The sequence below is a fragment of the Pseudomonas sp. HLG18 genome (assembly GCF_051903985.1).
Lineage (GTDB): Bacteria > Pseudomonadota > Gammaproteobacteria > Pseudomonadales > Pseudomonadaceae > Aquipseudomonas > Aquipseudomonas fluorescens_BT.
Genome location: NZ_CP195831.1, coordinates 1044114 through 1066984 on the forward strand (window position 1 = coordinate 1044114; position 22871 = coordinate 1066984).

Sequence of the window (22871 nt, forward strand, 5' to 3'; positions counted from 1 at the left end):
TCATGCAGCATCTCGATCTGCAGGTTGTGCGCCGGGCGCTGGAATGGTCGACGGCGGGGCAACGCATCTGGCTCTGCACCGTGCTGACGACCTACGGTTCGGCGCCTCGCGCGCCGGGTTCGATGCTGGCGGTGAACGACGGCGGGCAGTGGATCGGGTCGCTGTCCGGTGGCTGTGTCGAGGAAGACTTTCTCGAGCGCGTCGCCGAAGGTGCATTTCTTGATGCAATCAATGTCGTGCGTTATGGCGAAGGTGATGAACCGCGTTCGCGGGTCAGCCTGCCGTGCGGCGGCATTCTCGACGTGCTGGTAGAGAAATTTGACGCCGACTGCGATGTGCAGGCGCATCTGCGTGAACTCGAATCGGCGTTGCTGGGGCAGCGCCGGTTGATTCGCGAGGTCGATCTGGCCACGGGCGTGCGTAGCCTGTTTACGGATCGTGAGCAGGGGGCGCGGATCGAGCGTGAAATCGACCGGGTGCGGATCCGTATCGGGGCTGCCCAGCGTTTGCTGCTGGCTGGCTATTCCAGCGTGGCGCAGGCCTGTGCGGAGTTCGCGGTTGGTCTGGGCTTCGAGGTGATTCTCTGCGACCCGCGTGATGAGGTGCTGGAAGGCGTGGTGCTCAATGGCGTGGAGATCCGCCGGCAATTGCCGTCGGTGTTCATCGCCGATGGTGGCTGTCACCGTGATACGGCGGTGGTGGCGTTGACCCACGATCCGCGCATCGACGATCTGGCGATGATGGAGGCCGTGCGCACCGAAGCGTTCTACATTGGCGTGATGGGTTCACTGCAGACGTCACAGAAGCGCTTCGAGCGTTTGCGGCGGATTGGCGGTCTGGGGGAGGGCGAGCTGGCGCGGATTCATGCGCCGATCGGTCTTAACCTTGGCAGCAAGACACCGTCGGAAATTGCTTTGGCAGTGCTCGCGGATATCCTGCGGATTCGTAGCGGGATTGCGCGGGATCAGTTGTAATCCGTGCTGAATGTAAAAAGGGCCGCTTTTCAGCGGCCCTTTTTTTTGCGCGTCAGAAACCGAGTTTGTCGCGTAATCCGTAGTACCACGCGCCGAGTGCGGCAAATGGTGTGCGCAGCAGTTGCCCGCCGGGGAATGGATAGTGCGGCAGGTCGGCAAACGCATCGAAGCGCTCGGCTTGTCCACGTAGCGCCTCGGCCAGTACTTTGCCGGCCAGGTGCGTGTAGGTCACGCCGTGGCCGCTGCAGCCCTGGGAATAATAGATGTTGTCACCCAGGCGCCCGACCTGAGGCAGACGCGACAGGGTCAGCAGGAAATTGCCGGTCCAGGCGTAGTCGATCTTCACGTCCTTGAGCTGCGGGAATGCCTTGAGCATTTTCGGGCGGATGATCGCCTCGATATTCGCCGGATCCCGCGCGCCGTATACCACGCCGCCGCCGAAGATCAGGCGTTTGTCGCCGCTGAGGCGGTAGTAGTCGAGCAGGTAGTTGCAGTCTTCGACGCAGTAATCCTGCGGCAGCAAAGATTTCGCCAGGTCATCGCCCAGTGGCTCGGTGGTGATGACCTGGGTGCCGCACGGCATCGATTTGGCAGCCAGTTCAGGTACCAGGTTGCCCAAGTAGGCGTTGCCGGCAACGATAATGAATTTGGCCCTGACCTTGCCCTTTGGTGTATGCACGACCGGGTTGGCGCCACGTTCGATGCGCACGGCCGGTGACTGTTCATAGATGGTGCCGCCCAGAGACTCCACGGCAGCGGCTTCGCCGAGTGCCAGATTCAGCGGGTGGATGTGACCGCCGCTCATGTCGAGCATGCCGCCGACGTATTGATCGCAGGCGACCACTTCACGGATACGGCGCTGATCCAGCAGCTCGAGCTGGGTGTGTCCGAAACGCTCCCACAGGCGCTTCTGTGATTCCAGGTGGCCCATCTGCCTGGCAGTGAGGGCGGCGAATACGCCGCCGTCCTTCAAGTCACACTGGATATCGTATTTGGCGACTCGCTCGCGAATGATCCGGCCGCCCTCGAACGCCATCTGCCCGAGCAACTGAGCTTGCTTCGGGCCGACGCTGCGTTCGATCACATCGATGTCACGGCTGTAGCTGTTAACGATTTGCCCGCCGTTGCGTCCCGAAGCGCCGAAGCCGACCTTGGCGGCTTCCAGCACGGTTACGCGAAAACCGTTTTCCAGCAGGAAAAGGGCCGAGGAAAGTCCCGTATAACCAGCGCCGATCACACAGACATCCGTCTCCACATCATCCTGTAAGGCTGGACGTGGTGGTACGGCATTGGCCGACGCAGCGTAATAAGACTCTGGGTAAGGGGTGTTCGCCATCCTGCAGCCTCTGTTTAATATATTTTACGAGTGCGGCGATCCTACCCCAGTTGAAAAACCTCCGCCAGCCACCGGGAAATCTTCTTGCGGCGGGTCGAAATTAAATATTTTGCATATTCATAGGGTTAGGTGAAAAAAAGGTGTTGACACCCCTCCGGAATTCCGTAGAATGCCGCCTCACAGCAGGCACGTAGCTCAGTTGGTTAGAGCACCACCTTGACATGGTGGGGGTCGTTGGTTCGAGTCCAATCGCGCCTACCAAACAAAATCCGCTCTGCTGGGCGGTGTGAGGGGGAATCCGAAAGGGTTCCCCTTTTTCTTTGCCTAAGAAAACGTTCACAAATTATAGGCTTCGTTCACACAAGGCAATGTGAACGTGGATTCTCGCCTGCCTCTGTTCACAGTCAAAATTGTGAACGACTCTCCCTAACCTATTGATACGTATGGCTCTAGCACTTTCTTGTCTAGGTGGTGGTACGTTCGCAAGCTCACTCCCTTGCCCGTTGTTCGTCCCTCACAGGGGCAGGCTTTCTAACCAACTGAGCTACGTGCCTGCTGTGAGGCGATAGACGCCTGTCGGCCACGCTCTACACCCCCCAATGCTATGTGTTGAGTGCCGGACGCCATGAGCGACGCTGTAGAAATTCTGTGAGGGTTTCTTTAACAGGGGTGGGGCAGGGGGTTAGGGGGGTACCTATATATATGCATTGTTGCTTCTGGATTTCTAACGAAAACGCCTGTTTCCAGTATCTACAAATTCCCCTGAGTGAGAGCAGAGGTGCTCTGCTCTCGGCCTATCCTTAGGCGTATTGCGTCAGTTTCCAGGTTACTGCTTTGCCGCTGTAAGGCGGAAAGCGGTTCCCTTTTGCGATCGGTGCTGTGGTGCTGGGGGTTCCGACGACCTTCCAAATTCCGCTTTCTGGACAGCTCTGACCGGTGGTCCCTGTAGTGCCAATTGGTGCCTTAGCCATTTGTTTGCTCCATATTTTCTGAATGGCAATCTCATGATTGCTGTCAAAGCGTAGTCAATGATTTCATTTTGGTATCAGGCGTGAGCTAGGATTATTGGGCGATCTGTAAGGATTAATTTCAGATGAGATGGATAGCAGCGTCGATTTTATTTTCAGCGGTACTGATGTCATACGCCATCACCCTTCCTTACCGGGAATGCGTCAATGGGTTTGTCGCTCAAAATGGTGGTGACAGTTCGGTTAGTGCAAAGAGAATGGCGGCGATAGCTTGCAAAATTAAAGGCTAAGCCTTGACCGCTCGTTACGAACCGAGATAAAAAATCATCACGGCAAACGGGCCTAGCAGATGCTGAACTGTATGTCTCAGAGAGTGAGACGCTTCAACGTCAGTAGCGTCATAGCGAACCTTCGATGGTGTAGTGATGATGTGAACGCTCAGAAGACCGAGCCGATGGTTGATAGACAGGCCGAGGTGCCACCCTCAGAGGTGGAGCGCTTACCCCTTTTGGCGTTGTTAGGAGGGCAGGTTACTGATAGCTGAACTATCAGGCACTGTAGGCGCTAGCCCCTGTGAAGAACGGCCAATGTGGTGACGCATTGAGCACCCCTAAGGGGCACTAGGTGAGTACCTAGAACCGAGCGTAAGGCTCTCTATGTCATAGCTATATCAAAATGGATGGCTGCAATGGATAGCGATCAGTCACGCTTGACCTCAATGATAAAAATGACTGCGTTGTATCACCCCATTGGTTTGCTATGTAATGTGCTCATGACTTCTGTCTTGATTGCTGCGTTGTGTATAGCGGCATTCAAGGGCAAGATCATAGGTGCTTTGATTCTCGTGGCTGTAGCTATGATTTTCCGATTTATTATAATGTCGCTGCTAAGATTCTACCTTGCTAGAAAGTATCGCTAATCTGGTTAGTAGCGTTGGGCACCATTACACCTCCTCTGTTTTAATAAATAATTATTCTATTTGCTGCTTACAAGACTCATTCGGATCACATCCGCCTCCATCTCTTCAGCTATACGCTTTTCAATAGCTACTTGGCGCTCTACGTCTGTTTTTCTTGGGCGTCCTACTGGTCTCACGCTACCAGTTACCTTAAGCATCTCCTTAACCGCTGCAATATTTCCGTTGACTAATTCCTGTTTCAATATCTCAATTGACTTGTCATGCCAATAGATTCGGTGTTCCTCCTTCCAGCCTTGTTCCTCTGCGTAACTATCTAGGGTGAGCATGGTCACGCCTAAACGTTTAGCTAAATCGCAGTGTGAGTTAGTCTCAATGTATTCGGTCTTGTCTTTCTCTGTGAGGTTCATGGTGCTCTCTGTCTTGTGTGTTTGATTGTGATTGTTAAGGTGAGTGAATAGCAGATGATATTTAGGGCTATGGCTAGAATGCTGTAGTTCTGCATTATCTGTAATATTAATAACTGCGAGTAATGAATGCAAAGCAGGAGGGTTAGTAGGTAAGTCACAGTCTAGATAGCAGGTGCTTCCTCAATTCCATTTAGATCACATCGTGAGATGTAATTAACGGCTTGCAGGGTGAGGCGATTGTTAAGGGAGATATTGTATAGCGCTTGATGGTCATTGCGCTTGTGAATGATCTCCTTGGCTAGACCTCTAGAGATAACTATATTTCTTATTGCGAATGAGGTGAAGCTAGGTAATCTAATTGTGTCTGAATCTGACATGTTAATGATCCATTGGTAGTTTGTCTTAACGTCACTGAGTGACAGAAGCAAGAGCAAGAGCACGCCACGGAGTGGCATACGCATAAAGAAAGATCAAGAGCGGGTTGCTAATAGGTGCTTCGCTTTTGATTCTCTCTTTTTAATGCGTGCTCTTTGTCGGCTGTGCCGACGTTGCTTTTGCTCTTAAGCATATTGTTATTTGAAGTGTCCACAATTCCTTAAAGATACTCTAAGAGAAAGTGGACAGTTTTATCTGTCAGTTAGTTGTCTTCAGCCATCTGGATACAATGCTTTTGCTAACGTCCATCATTGATGCAATTTTTCTGAGTGATAAGCCTTCAGCGGATAATTCTTTGGCTTTAAGGATGTTGTCCTCTAGCTTGCTGCGTGAGTTTGAGCAAGGTGCTGATCTGGTGAAATCCTTCAGTATGTGGTGGCAACCCTTAAGGTCAAACGCAAGATGCAAACCTGATTCTTCAGTAGGAACAAAGTGAATAGTAGGTCTGTCATTGTTGAAAGTCCTAATGCTGCTACGAGTAGCACCTTGGAATATTAACTCTCTATAGCGTTCGTCTTTTATTGCTTGCTTGCCTGCAGATGAGGGAATTAGCATCTTCTCTAACATCTCAGAATTATTCTGATCGTCAATAGGGTTAGGATTTCCATGTATCAGAGAAAGGGTATGGTGTACGTCTGAATATCCATTCAATCCCCTGGCATCAAAGGGGATGCGTATTACATTGGGGTGATCGTCGAAAGGGTATTTGCACCACTCATGAACTTGAACAAGGATAGGTTCTCCTTGGACAAACTCGATAGCGTCCCGTAAGAGATCGTGCCCGAATACACTATCATTCCATTCTTCAGCTACATTTCCATCAGGGAGCGTAAGTAACATGGTCTTGCTTACCTTACTGCCTCCAATCAATGGGTAGATATAGCTTGCAAACTTATAGCCTCTGTATTCAGGTGTGAATTTAGAGACTGTAATGGAGTAGCCCTTGGTGATGGCGTGCTGATAGGCGAGGGTGCCTGTGACGTTAGCTCCGAGGATGTGTGTCTCAGAGGCGTGCTCATATATTCCGCTTAGGTCAAAGTAATCGATAACCCTGATTTGCCATTTCCACTTATTTTCTTTCTTGCTCAGATATTCCTTGATGAATACGTCTGCCTTGCCCCTGAGTAGTGCTCCTAGGCAAGTGGTAATAGTTGACATTCCCTTGTCATCTATCACGTCTGAATAAATCGCTCGTGCTTCTTTGGTCATTCCTCGCTTGATAGACGCTTTGGTCGAGTCACCATCAATCTCAATGAATTTCTCAAGGAAGTTAGTGTAGGCATGATCGCCAATATCTCTGGTAAGATTATTAGTGACCGACGGGACTTCATCAATGACTACAACCCAGTCTTGTAGATAGCAAGGATCAAGGTCTAGCAAGGTCTTATGCGTAATGATAAGAACCTTGGGGTCATCTTCTAGAAGCGCACATTCCACAGTGTCAGTGACATGCTTATGAGTGTCACTATTGATTACGCAAACGTGGTTGATGCCAATGGCTTGGATACGTTTTACAACGTCCTTGGATAGAACCTTGGTAGGAACTGCGTAAAGGTAACGTTTGTAAGGATCAGCATCCAGTTCTCTGATGAATTGTTCTGTCTTGCCTGTGCCCGGCGTTGCTTCAGCTACGTAAATAATCTTAGGTTCACTTCGGTTCAATCAGCTTTCCTTCTCGGAGTAGGTTGTCTACTTCTTTTATGAGGTAGGAGGGAGTAGTGAAGTGTCCTGAAAGTTCTTGGGGTACTGCCTTATGCCCCTTGACGGCTAGAACTTGATAGAATCCAAACGAGTTCATGCCATATTTAATGTGTTTGTAGTCGCGGATGCCTGAGATATGTCGATTCTTCTGCTCAATGCTGCAATCAATTGCCTCTAGGGCCGAACGCCGTTCTTGTTGTGCGTACAATTCCGATTCGTTGAGATAGGTGTTGCCCATTGTTATTCTCCTTGAGTGTAGGTTGCGCGAATGGCGGCCATTAGTTCGGCTTGTTCTTTCTGTGTGGCGCCAGTCAGCATGGATTTGGTGGTGCCTATAATGTTTCCAGCTTCGTCCCGCTTGATAATACTTTTCTGAGGTTGGGTGCCAAATCCTTTGTAAGTGTTATCTACATTGATAAGCTCTCTTACGAGTGGGTCATTGCGATAAAGCTCATCAGCTACTTTCTGTTTAGAGGCTTTCCATTGCGCTAGGGCGTCTTTAGATGAGGCGAGCGGATTGCCTTTTGGTTGAGGCGGTTCTTCTGTTAGCTGGTAGCCTTGTCCGATTAGCTCTGTCAGTACAGACATAGGGCTGTTGCCAGTACGTCGGGCCAGCTCATTAATTTCACTCATTGTAATAGTTTTCATGTTGATCCTTAGATGTCTAGAATTTTGTACTGGTACGGTGCAGTGTGGGCATCGCCTGATTTGCGGCGCTCGATAATGCCAGTGTCTAACAAGTCTTTGAGGATGTAGTCCACAGCCCTGCGAGTTAGTGCCGTAGCCTTTCCGAAGTCGCTAACTGAAATCGTTGTCCATCCATCTTCTTTGTGGCCATTCCGAATCATGAGGTAGATAAGCTTGCGTGTAAGAGTTCTCAGGCGCACATGGTGTAGCGCCACAATGTCGTCAATTGTAGTAGTCATATGGGTTCTCGTTTCTTGAGGTTGGTTAATAGCAGCAGTCGCATGGATTATGTAAGCTCTCTGGGTTTTCCGTTGATGCGGAAAATAAAGACCCCATGAAATCGTTGCTAATACTATCTATTACTGATTTTTAGGGGTGATGGTCTACAAAGGGTTGCGAATTATTTTCTAAGAGTAATCCTCAGACTTCATCATCCCATTAGTCACTGTCGCTGTGAGCCCCGGTGAAGGGGCTATCAGGCCACATGGCTATGTCGGTGGGATTGGCTACTTGTCGTCGCTCCTGTGAGCTTACAGGGCGTTTAATCAATCAAGTGAAGAACATCCTTAGCGTTCAAGTGGGAGTATCTAGCCACAGACCGAGTGTCCCTGTGTCCCGACACAATCATTATCTGAGCGTTGTTAAATCCTTTCTTGGCTACGTTAGTAATGCGTGTATGTCTTAACTGATGAAGCCTAACGCTATTGTCTAAGCCTGCTTTGTTCCTTGCTAACCTGACAGCCTGTGAGACGCTATGAGGCGTCACAGTGAACAGTCTTCCCTTGTTTGCTCGGTCTGCTAATGCAAGGCGCTGGGCTTCTTTCAGTAACTCCACGGCTCTGATGGTTAGGGGCACAGACCTAGTGCCATTCTTCCCATCAATAACATCCGCAATTCGTTCATCCAGGTGAAGACAGTGAGTCGTCAGCTTGAGTATTTCTGAACGTCTCATAGCTGTTTCATAGGCAAGCTCTACGATGAGAGCCATGGTGGGGGATAGCTTGCTGAGCAATCGTCTTAGCTCGCCTGCACTGATTACCTTGTCACTAGATTTGTCTGGTTTGGGTAGGGCTATGTCACTTACGGGGTTGTGTATGTCGATTAGCAGGCCACGCTTAGCGAACCTGAAGAAACGGGACATGAACGCTAACTGAATGCGACAGGTAGCAGGCTTGACCGTCTGTAGACGCTTCAGCTTGAAGTCATTGACTAGCTGAGGGGTGATGTCATGGATTGACTGAGGGAATGCAGCATAGAGCTGGGCAACGATCTTGATTGCATGGTCGTAGCTACCTTTTCCCTTGAGCAGGGTTTCACAGTAGGTCATGCCCAAGGTGTAAAGCGTATGGGTTTGGTGTTCCTTGGTGACAGCTTCAAGCTGGTCAGCCCATGCTTGGGCCAGTGCTTGAGTGGGGAAGGTTTTAGACTGGGCAGGTTTCCCCTTCAAGCGTACCTGAGCGTTCCAGTTACCTGATGGGAGGGAGCGGATGTTAGCCATTGTTGACGCCTCATAATGTGAATGGGCGTTCTCTTAGGGCCTTAAGCTTCGTGGCTTAGCGCCCAGCATGGTGGCTCTTGACATGGTGGGGGTCGTTGGTTCGAGTCCAATCGCGCCTACCAAACAAAATCCGCTCTGCTGGGCGGTCTGGAAGGGCCCACCGAAAGGTGGGCCCTTTTTTGTTGCCTGCGATTTGCAAAACTTTTGCAAAACCCCATCTCGGAACGCCAATTCGGCGCCCACCTCACGTACTCGATCGTCCAGTCGCTGTGCCCTCCTGGTAGTGCGTCGTCATCTTCTCGTCCGCGTGCCCCGGCAATGCCTGGATGTATTCCTGCGGGAAGTCACTTGGACGCGTGGTGGAGGGCGATTCTGGCGGCGGATGGTGAGATTGATCTGCGAACTGGCGATGGATTTTCAGAGGTTTATAATTTGAGGTCTTTTTGTTGTTCGTCGTTTTTCCATTGAATCCATGACGCTTGAGTGTGTGGATCGGCGTATTCCCCGCTCGGTAATCGAGGGAGGCTCATCAAGCCGTTCAGATTTTTCAGGCTGTGTTCAAACTCTTCCCGATACATTCGAACAGGCGTTGCGCATGGTTTGGCGCTTTCCAGCCCTGCAATCCGCTTCAGCGCTCTAGCTAGCTTCCTGACATATCGTATCGTGTGGTGCGTATTGGTTATGGCCTTTCTGTTGATGCCATCGAATGGTTGAGTCACCCAAAACTCCATTGGAAATAAGAATTCGGGCTTTTTACGTCAGATCACCTGATGAGAATGTAGGCCTTTTCTGTTTTGTATGAGGGGTCTTTCCTGAAAATGACTTTTTGATCTTCGAAATCTCGACGACCATAAAAATAGTGTGGATATTGAAAGGCTTACGATTTTATTGAACCAACCGGTTATCAAAAATACGTTGTTACATACTGAAAAAATCAGTAGTATCCGCCCCGCGTTCACCACCACGGTTTATGCATTTTTAAATCCCAAGCTTCCATCAGCTGCTTGGGATTTTTTTTGCCTGCGATTTGCCTCCTTCAATCGCCATCCTGCCCTTGCTCCTGGCATGCATTGCCCGCCATGGGCGCTGCCGGGCAAAACCATACATTATCGACTACTACTGTCTGGCCGATTTCAATCTCAGTCTGACGGGAGTTCAACAATGCTCGTTCATTGGTTTCTTGCAGCGGTTCATCTACTGGCGTTCGCCCTGGGATTCTGGGCTGTATTGACCCGCGGCACGGCATTCAGTCGTCTGGCTGCCGGGGCTGGTGATGTCGGGCGGGTATTGCTCGCGGATAATCTGTGGGGGATATCGGCATTGGTGCTGCTGGTGAGCGGTGGCATGCGAGCCTTTGGCGGGTATGAAAAGGGTGCCGACTATTACCTGCACCAACCGCTGTTCCACGTGAAGATGACACTGTTTGTGCTGATTCTGGTTCTGGAATTGGCCCCGATGATTACGCTGATCAAATGGCGCATGGCCAGGGGCCGCGGCACCTCGTTCGATAGCGGGCGTGCAAAAGTCTTTGCGCGGATCAGTCATGCTGAAGCGCTGTTGCTGGTGCTGATGGTGATGGCAGCCACCGGGATGGCACGGGGAGTGACATTCGGCTAGGTTGGCACGATTCCTGGCTTCTATTCGGAAACGTCCGACAGCCAACCATTGTGATCATGGTTAGTATCGGTAGCGAAAAAAGAAGACGTGCAGCAAGGGAGTCTGTATGGCCTGCGCCGTCACCAGGGAGGTGGGGGTGGCAAAACGGCGCTCGGTTCTTTAGCCAGTCATTACGCGAAGGTGAACGAACTGGCTACTGACTACGACGGGGCTCAGGGGGTTTGTGGCTTGTCCGGAGCGGTCAGGCCGGCCTGAATGCGCTGGTAAATTTCTTCACGGTGTACGGCAACGTTCTTTGGCGCGTTGATGCCGATGCGAACCTGCTGGCCGCTTACGCCGAGAATGGTGATGGTAATGTCATCACCGATGTTTATGCTTTCACCGACTTTGCGGGTGAGTATCAGCATGGTCTTCTCCTTGATTGCTTTGTAGGGCACCTGATTCAGACAGTGCAGAGGTCGGTGGTACGTATAGATTAGTGCGAAGTCTCACGGTTTGGGTGCCTCTTTCTGACGCGCAGACGTGGCATTAATTCCCAGCGCGTAACTATACAGGTGCGGCAACCATCAATCTCGTAGTTTTGTGCCCATTTTGCGGGGCTCTGAAAGTATTCGTGAATGCTAAGATCGCCGTTTCAAAAAATCAGAGGGAAGCGTTGTGCGCAAATTGGTCTGTTTGGTCGCAGCACTGGCATTGGCAGGATGTGGTGAAGGCAAGAGCGTGGAAACGCAAAAATCAAAAACGGTAGCGGTGACAACGCCTGCGACAGTATCCGGACCGCAGTGGGATCTGGAGGTGCGCGGCGAAACACCTCAAGCCGTAAGTGATCTGAGCGGCTGGTTGATCGAGCATGCGTTTATCGCCAATGTCATCAAGGATCCCAGCGGAAAGACCCGGATCCTGCTGGGGCCATTCAATTCCAAAGCCGAAGCCGAAGCGAAACAGGCCGATGTGAACGCTGCACTGGTCAAGGCGAAAAAGCAGAACATCGAGACACTTGTGATCGAGCGCAGCACGACGCAGTAAACGTTCCTTTCGGCGGAGCGGACTAAAGGGTGTCCGGTGTGATACGTTTTTACTGGAGTCACCGACGATGCTCAGAAGGAGCTCCGCATGGCCTCCGCCAGTCCTTACAAGTTGTTCGACGTTGTATTGCGACACAAGCAGCAGCTCAGTCCGCACCTCATGCGGATCACTCTCGCCGGCTCGGCAGTCAGCGAAATGGCTACCTGGGCTCCTGATCAGCGAGTCAAACTGTTCTTCCCGGCGCCGGATGGCTCTCCCGCCAGGCTCTCTCAGGATGAGGGATGGTACGCTCGTTTGCGCTCGATGCTGGCAGACCGACGCCCGCCGATGCGTACCTACACCATCCGCCACTTGCGAGCCGATCAGGGTGAGGTCGACATCGACTTTGTTCTGCATGGCGAAACCGGCCCTGCTTCTCGCTGGGCCTTGCGAGCGCAACCGGGTGAGCCGATGCAAATCCTGGCGCCTGATAGCCGGTACTCGGCGAGCGAGGCGGGTGGTTTTGAATGGAAGCCTCCGCAGTTGCTCAGGCAGCTTTTACTGGTTGCCGACTCGACTGCGTTGCCTGCGGCGATGGGGATTCTCGATGAATTGGCAGTACTTGCGGATCCACCTCCGGCTCAAGTGTTTCTGGAGGTCGACAGCGCGGCGGACATGCTTGCGGTGCCTGACTGGCCAGGTCTGTCGGTGCAGTGGCTGATTCGCGAGCAGACCGGCACCACAGTGGCCGGGGCGCTGATGGTAGAGGCGGTGCGAAAGGCTGCATTGCCCGTCGACACATCACTCGTCAACCAGGCGGTGGAGTTGGCCGACGTTGATGTCGATCAGGAGATCCTCTGGGAAATCGCTGAAGCCGCCACGGAAGGATTCTATGGCTGGATCGCCGGTGAATCGGCTGCAGTCATGAATTTGCGCAGATACCTGATCAAGGAGCGCGGTATTCCTCGTGAGTCACTCAATCTGATGGGTTACTGGCGTTACAACAAGCCCGGCAGCTGACCACAAAAAAGGCCTCGAGCGTGAAGCGCGAGGCCTTTTCATTATGTGCGAACAATCAGCCGCAGGCTTTCAGGTTGACCGGTCCGACGAACTCGTTGCCGCGTCCCATCACGCACGCCACGCTCTGATTGCGCTGACGTTCCCAATCCTGCACCGGGTACGTCTTGTCCCAGGCTTCATACAGCTGCCGATCCTGCTTCGACAGTCGCAAGCCATATTGCTTGCTCATATAGAAGTAGGTACGGGCGATCATGCCGCGAATCGAAGGACGGGGCATGACCTTTTTCGCCTTGAAATCGACTTGGGTCAGGCATGAGCCATATTGACCTTTTTCGACCGGAAGCCAGCCGTAGCTGAAGTTGCTGCGATCACCATTGACCTCGCCAATGCTCGGTACCAGGTTGTGCAGGTCGGCTTCGGCTTTCTGGTAGCCAGGGTCGTAGCGCGTGCAATTCTTGCGTCCGCCTTCCTGCCAGCATTGGCGCTGATGGCCGAACTCCCAGGCCGGGACGATGTGTTCCCATTCAATCCGGGAGGCACGCTTGGCATTTTTGCGCGGAACGTAACCGCAAGCCGCCAGGTCGACCTTATTGCCCGTGTATTTGCAGCCGCAATAGAACTCGGTGGATTGTGGGGCGTACAACTTCCAGGCGACCTTCTTGGCTTCGGTAAACGTGCGGGGTGCGCCGGCCTGGGCGCCAAGTGAGATGAACAGCAAAAGCACAGCAAGCAAACGGACAATCATTGAGTCAATCTTCCTTCGGTACAACCCAGAAAATCTGCACGCCACCATCGTCGCGATAAGCGAGGGTGACGTTGTCGTTCTCGTCGATCTCTTCCAGCAGGCGTTCCCATGCATCCATCGGTTCATCCGGGAGGCGGAAGATCAGAGCGGCTTTGGCTTTTTGTGCGGAGGGGGAGTTGATGATCTTTTGAACGCGCATACCCATGCGTTCGTAAGCATCGGGAGCGTCAGAGGAAGTGGCCACGAGGTTATCCTTATTAAGCTGTACGTGCATACAGTATTTAACTGTAAGCATTTTCGCAACTGCTTAAAAATCAAGAAAATCCTCTGACAGCGGTTTTCCGGTTTTGATGTGGCTCATCCGAAATATTTGTGCAGGAAAGGAGCGAGGGTGGTGTAGGTAATTTCACCACCCGCGAGGGTGGCGAGTGGTGAAAGAGTTGCCCGGCCGAGACTCGACCGGGCGAGGCTGAATCAGTACTCCCAGAACATCCGCTGCAGTTCTTTGCTGTCGTTGGTTTTGGTCAGGGCGACCATCGCCAGGATGCGAGCCTTCTGAGGGTTCAGGTCGTGAGCGACGACCCAGTCGTACTTGTCGTCAGGCTGTTCGGCGTTGCGCAGAACGAAACCTCCGGCGTTGACGTGGGAAGATCGAATGATCTGAACGCCATCCTTGCGCAGGGCCTGCAGGGCCGGGACGACACGGGAAGACACCGAGCCGTTGCCGGTGCCAGCATGGATGATCGCTTTGGCGCCGGACTGGGCCAGGGCCTTGTAGGCTGTATCGCCGACATTGCCGTAGGAGTAGGCGATTTCTACGTCAGGCAGGCTCTTGATGTTCTTGATATCAAATTCCGAATCCATGGTGTGGCGCTTGGCTGGCAGGCGGAACCAGTAGGATTTTCCTTCGACCACCATGCCCAGCGGGCCCCATGGGCTTTTGAATGCTTCGGTCTTGATGTTGATCATTTTGCTGACATCGCGGCCGGACTGGATTTCATCGTTCATGGTGACCAGTACACCTTTGCCGTGGGCTTCCTTGCTGCTGGCGACGGCGACGGCGTTGTACAGGTTGAGCATGCCGTCCGCCGACATGGCGGTGCCGGGGCGCATCGAGCCGACAACGATGATCGGCTTGTCGGTTTTCTCTACCAGGTTCAGGAAGTAGGCGGTTTCTTCCAGGGTGTCGGTGCCGTGGGTGATGACGATGCCATCGACGTCTTTGCTGTCGGCCAGCTCGGATACGCGGCGACCCAGTTGCAGCAGGTTTTCATTGGTGATGCTTTCCGAGGCGATCTGCATGACTTGCTCGCCACGCACATTCGCCAGTTTGCTCAGCTCGGGGATGCCGGCGATCAATTGTTCGATACCGACCTTGGCTGCCTGATAGGTAGCGCTGTTGGCCGCACTGGCGCCGGCGCCGGCAATGGTGCCGCCTGTAGCGAGAACCACCACGTTGGCCAGTTTGGTCTGGGTTTCAACTTCTTTTGCCTGAAGGGCGGAGGGCAGGAGCAGCAACAGGGCCAAAGCGCCCGGAACCAATGTGTTGAAAGCAGATTTCATTATTTTTCTCTCTAGTAGTGAGACGGTGCTGATTGCAGGTTCATCTAGATGCGCCCCGGGCCGATCTGAATGCCAGGGGTGCAGTAGGGGAGCAGGATCTGTACCAGCCGTACTGTGCTTTAGAGAAATGTTTAACCTTATGATTTATATCAATATTTTTTTGATTGGCGAGAATTGCCTATCCGGTATTCCGAACGGTGGGCGCTTTCGTGTTCGGCTCTCCGAAAGGGACTACGGCCGTTGTCGAACGATTCAAATTGCAGGTTTTGGATTCTCTGCTAAAGAAAGCGCCCCGCAGGCCGATGGTTGTTGAAGGAAACTTGAAATTAGGGAGTTCACATGTCACTGACCATCGGTTTTACAAATCCGGGCGCTGTTACCATCGGCGGTAAAACCGCAGCGACGATCAATGCCATGAATGATGCGCAAGCGGATGCTTCCACCGAAGCACTGGGCGTTGAAAAAACCGAAAGCAACCAAGTCAGAACCGGCGGTGCGGCGCAAGAAGACAGCAAGGCTGAAAGCGGCGACAACCTGAGTGTCACCGTCAAGATGTTGCTGAAACGGATGCAGGAATTGCAGAAGCAACTGCAGGAGCAGCAGCAACGCCTCGCTGCGGCGCAAGCTGCGAGCTACCCGACTCCCGAGGCGAAGTCGCAGGCAGTCATGTCTGTTCAGGGGGAGATCGCTGAAACCAGCGGCGCGCTACTGGAAGTCTCCGCTGCGCTGGTCAAGGAAATGTCCAAGGGCTCATCCGGTGGTAACCTGGTCAACACCACGGCTTAAGCACTCAAGGGGCGAATCTGCAGATTCGCCCTGCAGTCAATACCGATTCTGATTGTTGACAAACGTTGGCGGGATTCGCATAGTTCGGTCTACGCAAACGTTTGCGCGGCTTTTCCGAGACCCTGTTGTCTGGAAGATGCCGACGAAGCTTACGTCAGCGCAAGCGTTGCTCACAATAATCATAAGATCGGAGTGAACCCATGAAGCTGCCATTCGCTGGACGTCTTCTCGCTGTCGCCGTGCTGGCTGCCGCATCCGCCGCACTGCCTGTCTCTTCGGCATTCGCCGAATCTCCGGAAAAACCCAAGGTCGCACTGGTCATGAAGTCTTTGGCCAACGAATTCTTCCTGACCATGGAAGACGGCGCCAAGGCTTACCAGAAAGAACACTCCGCCGATTTCGACCTGATCTCCAACGGGATCAAGGACGAAACCGATACCGCCGGCCAGACCCGCATCGTCGAGCAGATGATTCTGGCGAAGGTCAATGCGCTGGTCATTGCGCCGTCCGACTCCAAGGCCATGGTGCCGGTGATCAAGAAGGCCGTGGATGCCGGCATCACTGTGATCAACATTGACAATCAGCTTGATCCGGCCGTCATCAAGAGCAAGAACATCAGCGTACCGTTCGTGGGGCCGGACAACCGCAAGGGCGCTCGTCTGGTAGGCGAGTACCTTGCCAAGCAACTGAAGGCCGGTGACGAAGTCGGCATCATCGAGGGCGTTTCCACGACGACTAACGCCCAGCAGCGCACCGCTGGCTTCAAGGATGCGATGGAGGCCGCACAGATCAAGGTGGTTTCCCTGCAGTCCGGTGATTGGGAAATCGACAAGGGCAACAAGGTCGCCGCGTCGATCCTCAGCGAATATCCGGACGTCAAGGCGCTGCTGGCCGGTAACGACAGCATGGCTGTAGGCGCTGTTTCCGCTGTGCGTGCTGCGGGCAAGGCCGGGCAGGTGCAAGTGGTCGGCTACGACAACATCAATGCGATCAAGCCAATGCTCAAGGACGGTCGCGTTCTGGCGACCGCCGACCAGTTCGCTGCCAAACAGGCCGTATTCGGTATTGAGACTGCGTTGAAGATTCTCAAGGGCGAGAAAGTCGACAGCGGTGCCAATGGTGTGATCGAAACGCCGGTCGAACTGGTTACCAAGTAGTCCTTCGGCGACACAATGGCGCTCGCCCGTCCGGGCGAGCGCACGGAGAGTTTTTATGTCAGTTTCCGCCCCGAACGCTGTCCTCTCGGTCAGCGGTATCGGCAAGACCTATGCGCAACCGGTACTCACCGGTATCGACCTGACGCTGATGCGCGGTGAAGTGCTGGCGCTGACCGGCGAGAACGGTGCCGGTAAAAGTACCCTGTCGAAGATCATTGGTGGCCTGGTAACACCGACGGCCGGGCAGATGCAGTTCCAGGGCAAGGAGTATCGCCCCGGCAGTCGTACCCAGGCAGAAGAGCTTGGCGTTCGTATGGTCATGCAAGAACTCAATCTGCTGCCGACCTTGTCGGTGGCGGAGAACCTGTTTCTCGACAACTTGCCAAGCAACGGCGGCTGGATCAGTCGCAAGCAACTGCGTAAGGCTGCCATCGAGGCCATGGCTCAAGTCGGTCTGGATGCCATCGATCCGGACACCCTGGTCGGCGAGTTGGGCATCGGTCACCAGCAAATGGTCGAAATCGCGCGTAACCTGATCGGCGATTGCCATGTGTTGATCCTCGACGAGCCGACCGCGATGCTCACCGCTCGCGAAGTCGAAATGCTCTTTGAGCAGATCACTCGTCTGCAGGCGCGCGGCGTTGCGATCATCTATATCTCTCATCGTCTCGAAGAGCTGGCCCGAGTCGCACAACGCATTGCCGTGTTGCGTGACGGTAATCTGGTGTGTGTCGAGCCGATGGCCAACTACAACAGCGAGCAACTGGTCACGCTGATGGTCGGTCGCGAGTTGGGCGAACACATGGACATGGGCCCGCGCAATATCGGTGCCCCTGCGCTGACGGTCAAAGGCCTCACTCGTTCCGACAAGGTCCGTGACGTGTCCTTCGAAGTGCGTGCCGGTGAGATTTTTGGCATTTCCGGTTTGATCGGGGCAGGGCGCACGGAACTGCTGCGCCTGATTTTCGGCGCCGATCTCGCCGACAGCGGCAGCGTTGCTCTCGGCTCGCCGGCACAGGTGGTGAGTATTCGCTCGCCGGTCGACGCAGTGCGCAACGGTATCGCCCTGATCACGGAAGATCGAAAAGGTGAAGGCCTGCTGCTGAGTCAGTCGATCAGCGCCAATATTGCTCTGGGCAATATGCCGGAGATTTCCAGCGGTGGTTTCGTCAACAATGGCGATGAGATCTCTCTGGCCAAGCGGCAGATCGATGCCATGCGAATCCGCAGTTCCAGCCCGACTCAACTCGTATCCGAATTGTCCGGCGGCAACCAGCAAAAAGTCGTGATCGGCCGCTGGCTGGAGCGCGACTGTTCGGTGTTGCTGTTCGATGAGCCGACTCGCGGTATCGATGTCGGTGCCAAGTTTGACATTTATAACCTGCTCGGCGAACTGACCCGGCAGGGCAAGGCGCTGGTGGTGGTGTCCAGCGACCTGCGTGAGTTGATGTTGATTTGCGACCGTATCGGTGTGCTGTCGGCGGGGCGCCTGATCGATACCTTCGAGCGTGACAGCTGGACCCAGGATGACTTGCTTGCCGCGGCGTTCGCCGGCTACCAAAAACGTGATGCGTTGCTCAACGAAGCAGCGCCTAGGGATCTCCCATGAAAACTGCATCTTCTGCCGGCAAACGTAGTGGCAACTTCTATGGTCTGGGTACCTATCTGGGCCTGGCCGGTGCCTTGCTGGCGATGGTCGCGCTGTTCTCGGTCATGAGCAGCCACTTTCTGTCGTACAACACCTTCAGTACTTTGGCCAATCAGATTCCCGACCTGATGGTGTTGGCGGTGGGCATGACCTTTGTCCTGATCATCGGTGGCATCGATCTTTCGGTGGGTTCTGTACTGGCGCTCGCGGCCTCCACCGTCAGCGTGGCAATCCTTGGCTGGGGCTGGAGTGTTTTGCCATCTGCACTGCTCGGCATGGCAGTGGCGGCTTTGGCAGGGACGGTTACCGGTTCGATCACGGTTGCCTGGAGAATTCCGTCTTTCATCGTCTCGCTCGGCGTGCTCGAGATGGCCCGGGGGCTGGCCTATCAGATGACCGGTTCCCGCACGGCCTACATCGGCGATTCCTTCGCCTGGTTGTCGAACCCTATCGCTTTCGGTATCTCGCCCTCGTTCATCATTGCCTTGCTGGTGATTTTCATCGCTCAGGCAGTGTTGACCCGAACCGTGTTCGGTCGTTACCTGATCGGCATCGGTACCAATGAGGAAGCGGTGCGACTCGCGGGCATCAATCCCAAGCCCTACAAGGTCCTGGTGTTCAGTCTGATGGGTTTGCTGGCCGGCATCGCCGCGCTGTTCCAGATTTCCCGTCTGGAAGCGGCCGATCCAAACGCCGGTTCAGGCCTTGAGCTGCAGGTGATCGCTGCCGTGGTGATCGGTGGTACCAGCCTGATGGGCGGCCGGGGTTCGGTCATCAGCACTTTCTTCGGCGTGTTGATCATTTCGGTGCTGGCAGCCGGCCTTGCGCAGATTGGTGCAACGGAACCGACCAAGCGCATCATCACCGGCGCGGTAATCGTTATCGCTGTGGTGCTCGATACGTATCGCAGCCACCGCGCAAACCGGCGGGGCTGAGACATGGCAACGATCAAGGATGTGGCGGCACTTGCGGGTATTTCCTACACGACCGTCTCTCATGTTGTGAACAACACCCGGCCGGTGAGTCAGGAGGTGCGGCTGAAAGTCGAGGCGGCGATCAAGAGCCTCGACTATGTACCGAGCGCCGTCGCCCGATCGCTGAAGGCCAAGACCACTGCCACCATTGGTTTGCTGGTACCCAACAGTCTCAACCCGTACTTCGCCGAACTGGCGCGGGGCATCGAGGATTATTGTGAGCGCAATGGCTACTGCGTGATTCTCTGCAACTCCGACGACAATCCGGAAAAACAGCGCAGTTATCTGCGAGTGTTGCTGGAGAAGCGTATCGATGGCTTGATCGTCGCCTCTGCTGGCGGTGACAGTGGTCTGGCGCAGGGGCTGGCCGGGGTCAAGACGCCGATGGTGATCGTTGACCGGGGGCTGGAAGGTGTGGACGCCGATCTCGTGCGCATCGACCATGAATATGGCGCCTATCTGGCGACAAGACACCTGATTGAACTTGGACATCGTGATATCGCCACAGTTGGCGGTCCTGCGAGCACCAGTGTTGCGCAAATGCGTCAGGCAGGTTTTTGCCGCGCCTTGAAAGAGGCGGGTATTGAAGTGCCGCCATCGCGGATGCTGGAAAGCGATTTCACCAGCACTGGCGGTTACAACGCGGCGGCGGTGTTGCTTGAGAGCAATCCTCCCAGTGCCATCTTCGCCGGCAACGACATGATCGGCATCGGTGTACTGCGAGCCGCCGCCGAACGCAATGTACGTGTGCCTGCCGAGTTGTCGGTGATCGGTTTCGACGATATCCAGATGAGCCGTTACGTGTATCCGGCGCTGACGACTGTGGGGCAGTCGATCCTGCAGTTGGGCGAAATGGCAGCGGAAGTGTTGCTGCGAAGAATTGCCACCCCGGATCTGGCCACTGATCAGCGGATCGTGACCCCGAGTATTGTCCTGCGAGAGTCGACCGCGCCACTGGCTGGCGTGTTTACCGAATATCGCTGAAACCGAATTGATGAGTAGTGATGTATGCCCGCAAATGTAGTGGTAATAGGCAGCCTGAACATGGACCTGGTCACCCGGGCGCCTCGCTTGCCTCGGGGTGGCGAAACACTGATCGGTCATTCGTTCGCCACTGTGTCAGGTGGCAAGGGTGCCAACCAGGCGGTAGCCGCTGCCCGGTTGGGGGCACAGGTGTCGATGGTGGGTTGTGTCGGCAATGACGACTACGGCGTGCAGTTGCGCGACGCATTGTTGGCCGAGCAGATCAATTGCCAGGCCGTCAGTGTGGTCGAGAATTCCAGTGGCGTAGCGCTGATTGTGGTCGATGACAACAGTCAGAACGCAATCGTCATTGTTGCCGGGGCCAACGGTTCGATGACGCCTGGGGTGGTCGACCGTTTCGACGCGGTGCTGCAGGCGGCGGATGTGATCATTTGTCAGCTGGAAATTCCCGATGCCACCGTCGGGCATGCGCTCAAGCGCGGTCGCGAACTGGGCAAAACAGTCATCTTGAACCCGGCTCCGGCCAGCCGTCCGTTGCCATCAGACTGGTTTGCCTCCATCGACTACCTGATTCCCAATGAAAGTGAAGCCGCCGCCCTCAGCGGTTTGCCGGTGGACTCGCTGGAGAGCGCTGAAAAAGCGGCTGCCCGGCTGATTTCGATGGGTGCCGGCAATGTGATCGTCACGCTGGGCGCTCAGGGGGCTTTGTTCTCCAATGGCGCGGGTAACCAGCATTTTCCTGCACCCAAAGTGAAGGCGGTTGATACCACGGCTGCCGGGGATACCTTCGTCGGCGGTTTTGCAGCGGCGCTGGCCGCTGGCAATACCGAGGTCGAGGCCATTCGTTTTGGTCAGATAGCCGCGGCGCTGTCTGTTACTCGGCCGGGTGCCCAGCCGTCCATTCCCACTTTAACCGAAGTCCAGGCATTCAAACCCGTATGAAAAAGACTCCATTGCTCAACATCGCGCTGTCTCGGCTGATCGCCTCCCTTGGTCATGGCGACATGGTCGTGATCGGTGACGCCGGCTTGCCTGTACCGCCGGGCGTCGAGTTGATCGACCTTGCGCTGACGCACGGTGTTCCGGACTTCGTCAGCACTCTGAACGTCGTCCTCAGCGAAATGCAGGTCGAGAGTCATGTGCTCGCCCGGGAAGTCTTCGACAAACAACCCGGTGCGCTGGCTTCGCTGGACGCATTGAATGACGAAGGCGCACTGGGGCGGCGCGATCTGCTCACTCACGAGCAATTCAAGGTTCTCAGCCGACAGGCGCGAGCGATTGTCCGTACAGGCGAATGTCAGCCGTATTGCAACATCGTGCTGGTCGCCGGGGTGACGTTTTAACCGGGTTCAAACCCTTTCGATTTCATAAGCACAAGGAATGCGCCATGCACCGCTATGCTCAAAAACTGCACCAACTGATCCGGAGTCTGCTGCTTTTGTCCGTGATAACCGCGACCGGCGCCCAAGCGGCGGAAAAGATCGATCTGATCATCGACACCGATCCGGGGGCCGATGATGTGGTGGCCCTGTTGTTTGCTCTGGCATCGCCGGAGGAGCTGAATATTCGCGCGCTGACCACCGTGGCCGGCAACGTGCGTCTCGACAAGACTTCTCGCAATGCGCGACTGGCCCGTGAGTGGGCAGGGCGCGAAGAGGTTCCGGTCTATGCGGGCGCGCCAAAACCGTTGATGCGCACGCCGATCTACGCCGAGAACATCCATGGCAAGGAAGGCCTGTCGGGTGTCACTGTGCATGAGCCGAAAAAAGGTCTGGCCAAGGGCAACGCGGTCAACTACTTGATCGATACGCTGAAGAACGCCAAGCCGCACAGCATCACTATCGCCATGCTTGGCCCGCAAACCAACCTGGCGCTGGCGCTGATCCAGGAGCCGGAGATCGTTCAGGGCATCAAGGAAGTGGTCATCATGGGTGGCGCTCACTTCAATGGTGGCAACATCACGCCGGTGGCCGAATTCAACTTGTTTGCCGATCCACAGGCGGCTGAGGTCGTTCTCAAGAGCGGGGTGAAACTGACTTACCTGCCGCTGGACGTGACCCACAAGGTGCTGACCAGCGATGCACGTCTGAAGCAGATCGCAGCGCTGAACAACAATGCGAGCAAAATTGTCGGCGACATCCTCAACGAGTACATCAAGGGTGACATGGAACACTACGGCATCCCGGGTGGCCCGGTGCATGACGCCACGGTTATCGCTTATCTGCTCAAGCCGGAGCTGTTTACGGGTCGTTCGGTGAACGTGGTGATCGACAGTCGCGAAGGTCCGACATTCGGGCAGACCATCGTCGACTGGTATGACGGTCTCAAGGCACCGAAAAATGCATTCTGGGTAGAAAACGGCGATGCTCAGGGCTTCTTCGATCTGTTGACCGAGCGTCTGAAACGTTTGAAGTAAGCGTGATGCCCGCAGGTGCCAGCCTGCGGGC

At 54.6% G+C, this 22871-nt stretch carries 24 protein-coding genes and 1 tRNA gene; 13 read left to right on the forward strand and 12 right to left on the reverse strand.

What is annotated here, in order from left to right; genetic code table 11:
• Nucleotides 1–2 precede the first annotated feature (2 nt).
• Complete coding sequence (locus tag ACSPX5_RS04780; RefSeq protein ID WP_439821046.1) at nt 3–974, forward strand: XdhC family protein; 972 nt, start codon at nt 3–5, stop codon at nt 972–974.
• A gap of 52 nt (nt 975–1026) precedes the next feature.
• Here ACSPX5_RS04780 and ACSPX5_RS04785 read toward each other — a convergent pair whose 3' ends face one another.
• Nucleotides 1027–2310 (reverse strand): NAD(P)/FAD-dependent oxidoreductase, encoded by a 1284-nt coding sequence (locus ACSPX5_RS04785; protein ID WP_207864987.1) that lies wholly within the window; start codon nt 2308–2310, stop codon nt 1027–1029.
• Between the two features lie 184 nt (nt 2311–2494).
• Between ACSPX5_RS04785 and ACSPX5_RS04790 the strand changes: the two genes are divergently transcribed.
• Nucleotides 2495–2571: transfer RNA gene (locus ACSPX5_RS04790), tRNA-Val, on the forward strand.
• Nucleotides 2572–4253: 1682 nt separating this feature from the next.
• Here ACSPX5_RS04790 and ACSPX5_RS04795 read toward each other — a convergent pair.
• The 7 genes from ACSPX5_RS04795 to ACSPX5_RS04825 form a co-directional block, all read right to left on the reverse strand.
• Nucleotides 4254–4604: a hypothetical protein gene (locus ACSPX5_RS04795; protein ID WP_439821047.1), complete on the reverse strand. Its 351-nt coding sequence runs from the start codon at nt 4602–4604 to the stop codon at nt 4254–4256.
• 633 nt (nt 4605–5237) lie between these two features.
• The gene (locus ACSPX5_RS04800; RefSeq protein ID WP_439821048.1) at nt 5238–6701 is read right to left on the reverse strand and encodes a DEAD/DEAH box helicase; all 1464 of its coding nucleotides are present in this window, start codon (nt 6699–6701) and stop codon (nt 5238–5240) included.
• Complete coding sequence (locus tag ACSPX5_RS04805) at nt 6688–6978, reverse strand: hypothetical protein (protein WP_439821049.1); 291 nt, start codon at nt 6976–6978, stop codon at nt 6688–6690. The genes ACSPX5_RS04800 and ACSPX5_RS04805 overlap by 14 nt, the downstream gene beginning before the upstream one ends.
• Before the next feature lie 2 nt (nt 6979–6980).
• The gene (locus ACSPX5_RS04810; protein ID WP_439821050.1) at nt 6981–7388 is read right to left on the reverse strand and encodes a hypothetical protein; all 408 of its coding nucleotides are present in this window, start codon (nt 7386–7388) and stop codon (nt 6981–6983) included.
• An 8-nt stretch (nt 7389–7396) separates the two neighbouring features.
• Nucleotides 7397–7666 carry a hypothetical protein gene (locus ACSPX5_RS04815; protein ID WP_439821051.1) on the reverse strand — a complete coding sequence of 90 codons (270 nt, stop codon included), beginning with the start codon at nt 7664–7666 and terminating at the stop codon, nt 7397–7399.
• A 302-nt stretch (nt 7667–7968) separates the two neighbouring features.
• The gene (locus ACSPX5_RS04820) at nt 7969–8925 is read right to left on the reverse strand and encodes a tyrosine-type recombinase/integrase (protein WP_236197429.1); all 957 of its coding nucleotides are present in this window, start codon (nt 8923–8925) and stop codon (nt 7969–7971) included.
• Nucleotides 8926–9350: 425 nt separating this feature from the next.
• A complete protein-coding gene (locus ACSPX5_RS04825; RefSeq protein ID WP_439821052.1) occupies nt 9351–9644 on the reverse strand; it encodes a hypothetical protein in 294 nt (97 codons plus the stop codon).
• Between the two features lie 442 nt (nt 9645–10086).
• Between ACSPX5_RS04825 and ACSPX5_RS04830 the strand changes: the two genes are divergently transcribed.
• Nucleotides 10087–10542: a DUF2214 family protein gene (locus ACSPX5_RS04830; RefSeq protein ID WP_323160999.1), complete on the forward strand. Its 456-nt coding sequence runs from the start codon at nt 10087–10089 to the stop codon at nt 10540–10542.
• 212 nt (nt 10543–10754) lie between these two features.
• Here the strand turns inward: ACSPX5_RS04830 and csrA are convergent, their stop codons facing one another.
• Nucleotides 10755–10949 carry a carbon storage regulator CsrA gene (gene csrA, locus ACSPX5_RS04835; protein WP_003179932.1) on the reverse strand — a complete coding sequence of 65 codons (195 nt, stop codon included), beginning with the start codon at nt 10947–10949 and terminating at the stop codon, nt 10755–10757.
• A gap of 250 nt (nt 10950–11199) precedes the next feature.
• Between csrA and ACSPX5_RS04840 the strand changes: the two genes are divergently transcribed.
• Both ACSPX5_RS04840 and ACSPX5_RS04845 read left to right on the forward strand, forming a co-directional pair.
• Nucleotides 11200–11568, forward strand: a complete 369-nt coding sequence (locus ACSPX5_RS04840; RefSeq protein ID WP_439821053.1) for an SPOR domain-containing protein — start codon at nt 11200–11202, stop codon at nt 11566–11568.
• 87 nt (nt 11569–11655) lie between these two features.
• Nucleotides 11656–12567 (forward strand): siderophore-interacting protein, encoded by a 912-nt coding sequence (locus tag ACSPX5_RS04845; RefSeq protein WP_439821054.1) that lies wholly within the window; start codon nt 11656–11658, stop codon nt 12565–12567.
• 55 nt (nt 12568–12622) lie between these two features.
• Here ACSPX5_RS04845 and ACSPX5_RS04850 read toward each other — a convergent pair whose 3' ends face one another.
• The 3 genes from ACSPX5_RS04850 to ACSPX5_RS04860 form a co-directional block, all read right to left on the reverse strand.
• On the reverse strand, nt 12623–13312 hold the full coding sequence (locus tag ACSPX5_RS04850) for an endonuclease (RefSeq protein WP_169429669.1): 690 nt from the start codon (nt 13310–13312) through the stop codon (nt 12623–12625).
• A gap of 4 nt (nt 13313–13316) precedes the next feature.
• Nucleotides 13317–13607: a DUF1654 domain-containing protein gene (locus ACSPX5_RS04855; protein ID WP_439821055.1), complete on the reverse strand. Its 291-nt coding sequence runs from the start codon at nt 13605–13607 to the stop codon at nt 13317–13319.
• Between the two features lie 179 nt (nt 13608–13786).
• Nucleotides 13787–14875 (reverse strand): asparaginase, encoded by a 1089-nt coding sequence (locus ACSPX5_RS04860; RefSeq protein WP_085712019.1) that lies wholly within the window; start codon nt 14873–14875, stop codon nt 13787–13789.
• A 339-nt stretch (nt 14876–15214) separates the two neighbouring features.
• Here ACSPX5_RS04860 and ACSPX5_RS04865 point away from each other — a divergent pair, with 339 nt between their 5' ends.
• The 8 genes from ACSPX5_RS04865 to ACSPX5_RS04900 all read left to right on the forward strand — a co-directional run bounded on the left by ACSPX5_RS04865 (nt 15215) and on the right by ACSPX5_RS04900 (nt 22840).
• Complete coding sequence (locus ACSPX5_RS04865) at nt 15215–15661, forward strand: hypothetical protein (protein ID WP_207864981.1); 447 nt, start codon at nt 15215–15217, stop codon at nt 15659–15661.
• Nucleotides 15662–15861: 200 nt separating this feature from the next.
• Nucleotides 15862–16818, forward strand: a complete 957-nt coding sequence (locus ACSPX5_RS04870; protein ID WP_169429672.1) for a sugar ABC transporter substrate-binding protein — start codon at nt 15862–15864, stop codon at nt 16816–16818.
• A 55-nt stretch (nt 16819–16873) separates the two neighbouring features.
• Complete coding sequence (locus ACSPX5_RS04875) at nt 16874–18427, forward strand: sugar ABC transporter ATP-binding protein (RefSeq protein ID WP_207864979.1); 1554 nt, start codon at nt 16874–16876, stop codon at nt 18425–18427.
• The gene (locus ACSPX5_RS04880; protein ID WP_169429674.1) at nt 18424–19401 is read left to right on the forward strand and encodes an ABC transporter permease; all 978 of its coding nucleotides are present in this window, start codon (nt 18424–18426) and stop codon (nt 19399–19401) included. Before ACSPX5_RS04875 ends, ACSPX5_RS04880 begins: the two co-directional genes overlap by 4 nt.
• Nucleotides 19402–19404: 3 nt before the next feature.
• Nucleotides 19405–20424: a LacI family DNA-binding transcriptional regulator gene (locus ACSPX5_RS04885; RefSeq protein ID WP_169429675.1), complete on the forward strand. Its 1020-nt coding sequence runs from the start codon at nt 19405–19407 to the stop codon at nt 20422–20424.
• Between the two features lie 24 nt (nt 20425–20448).
• Nucleotides 20449–21366, forward strand: a complete 918-nt coding sequence (gene rbsK / locus ACSPX5_RS04890) for a ribokinase (protein WP_439821056.1) — start codon at nt 20449–20451, stop codon at nt 21364–21366.
• Nucleotides 21363–21767, forward strand: a complete 405-nt coding sequence (gene rbsD / locus ACSPX5_RS04895) for a D-ribose pyranase (protein ID WP_169429677.1) — start codon at nt 21363–21365, stop codon at nt 21765–21767. The genes rbsK and rbsD overlap by 4 nt, the downstream gene beginning before the upstream one ends.
• Before the next feature lie 44 nt (nt 21768–21811).
• Entirely contained in the window at nt 21812–22840 is a 1029-nt protein-coding gene (locus ACSPX5_RS04900; RefSeq protein ID WP_169429678.1) for a nucleoside hydrolase, read from the forward strand.
• Nucleotides 22841–22871: the final 31 nt, after the last annotated feature.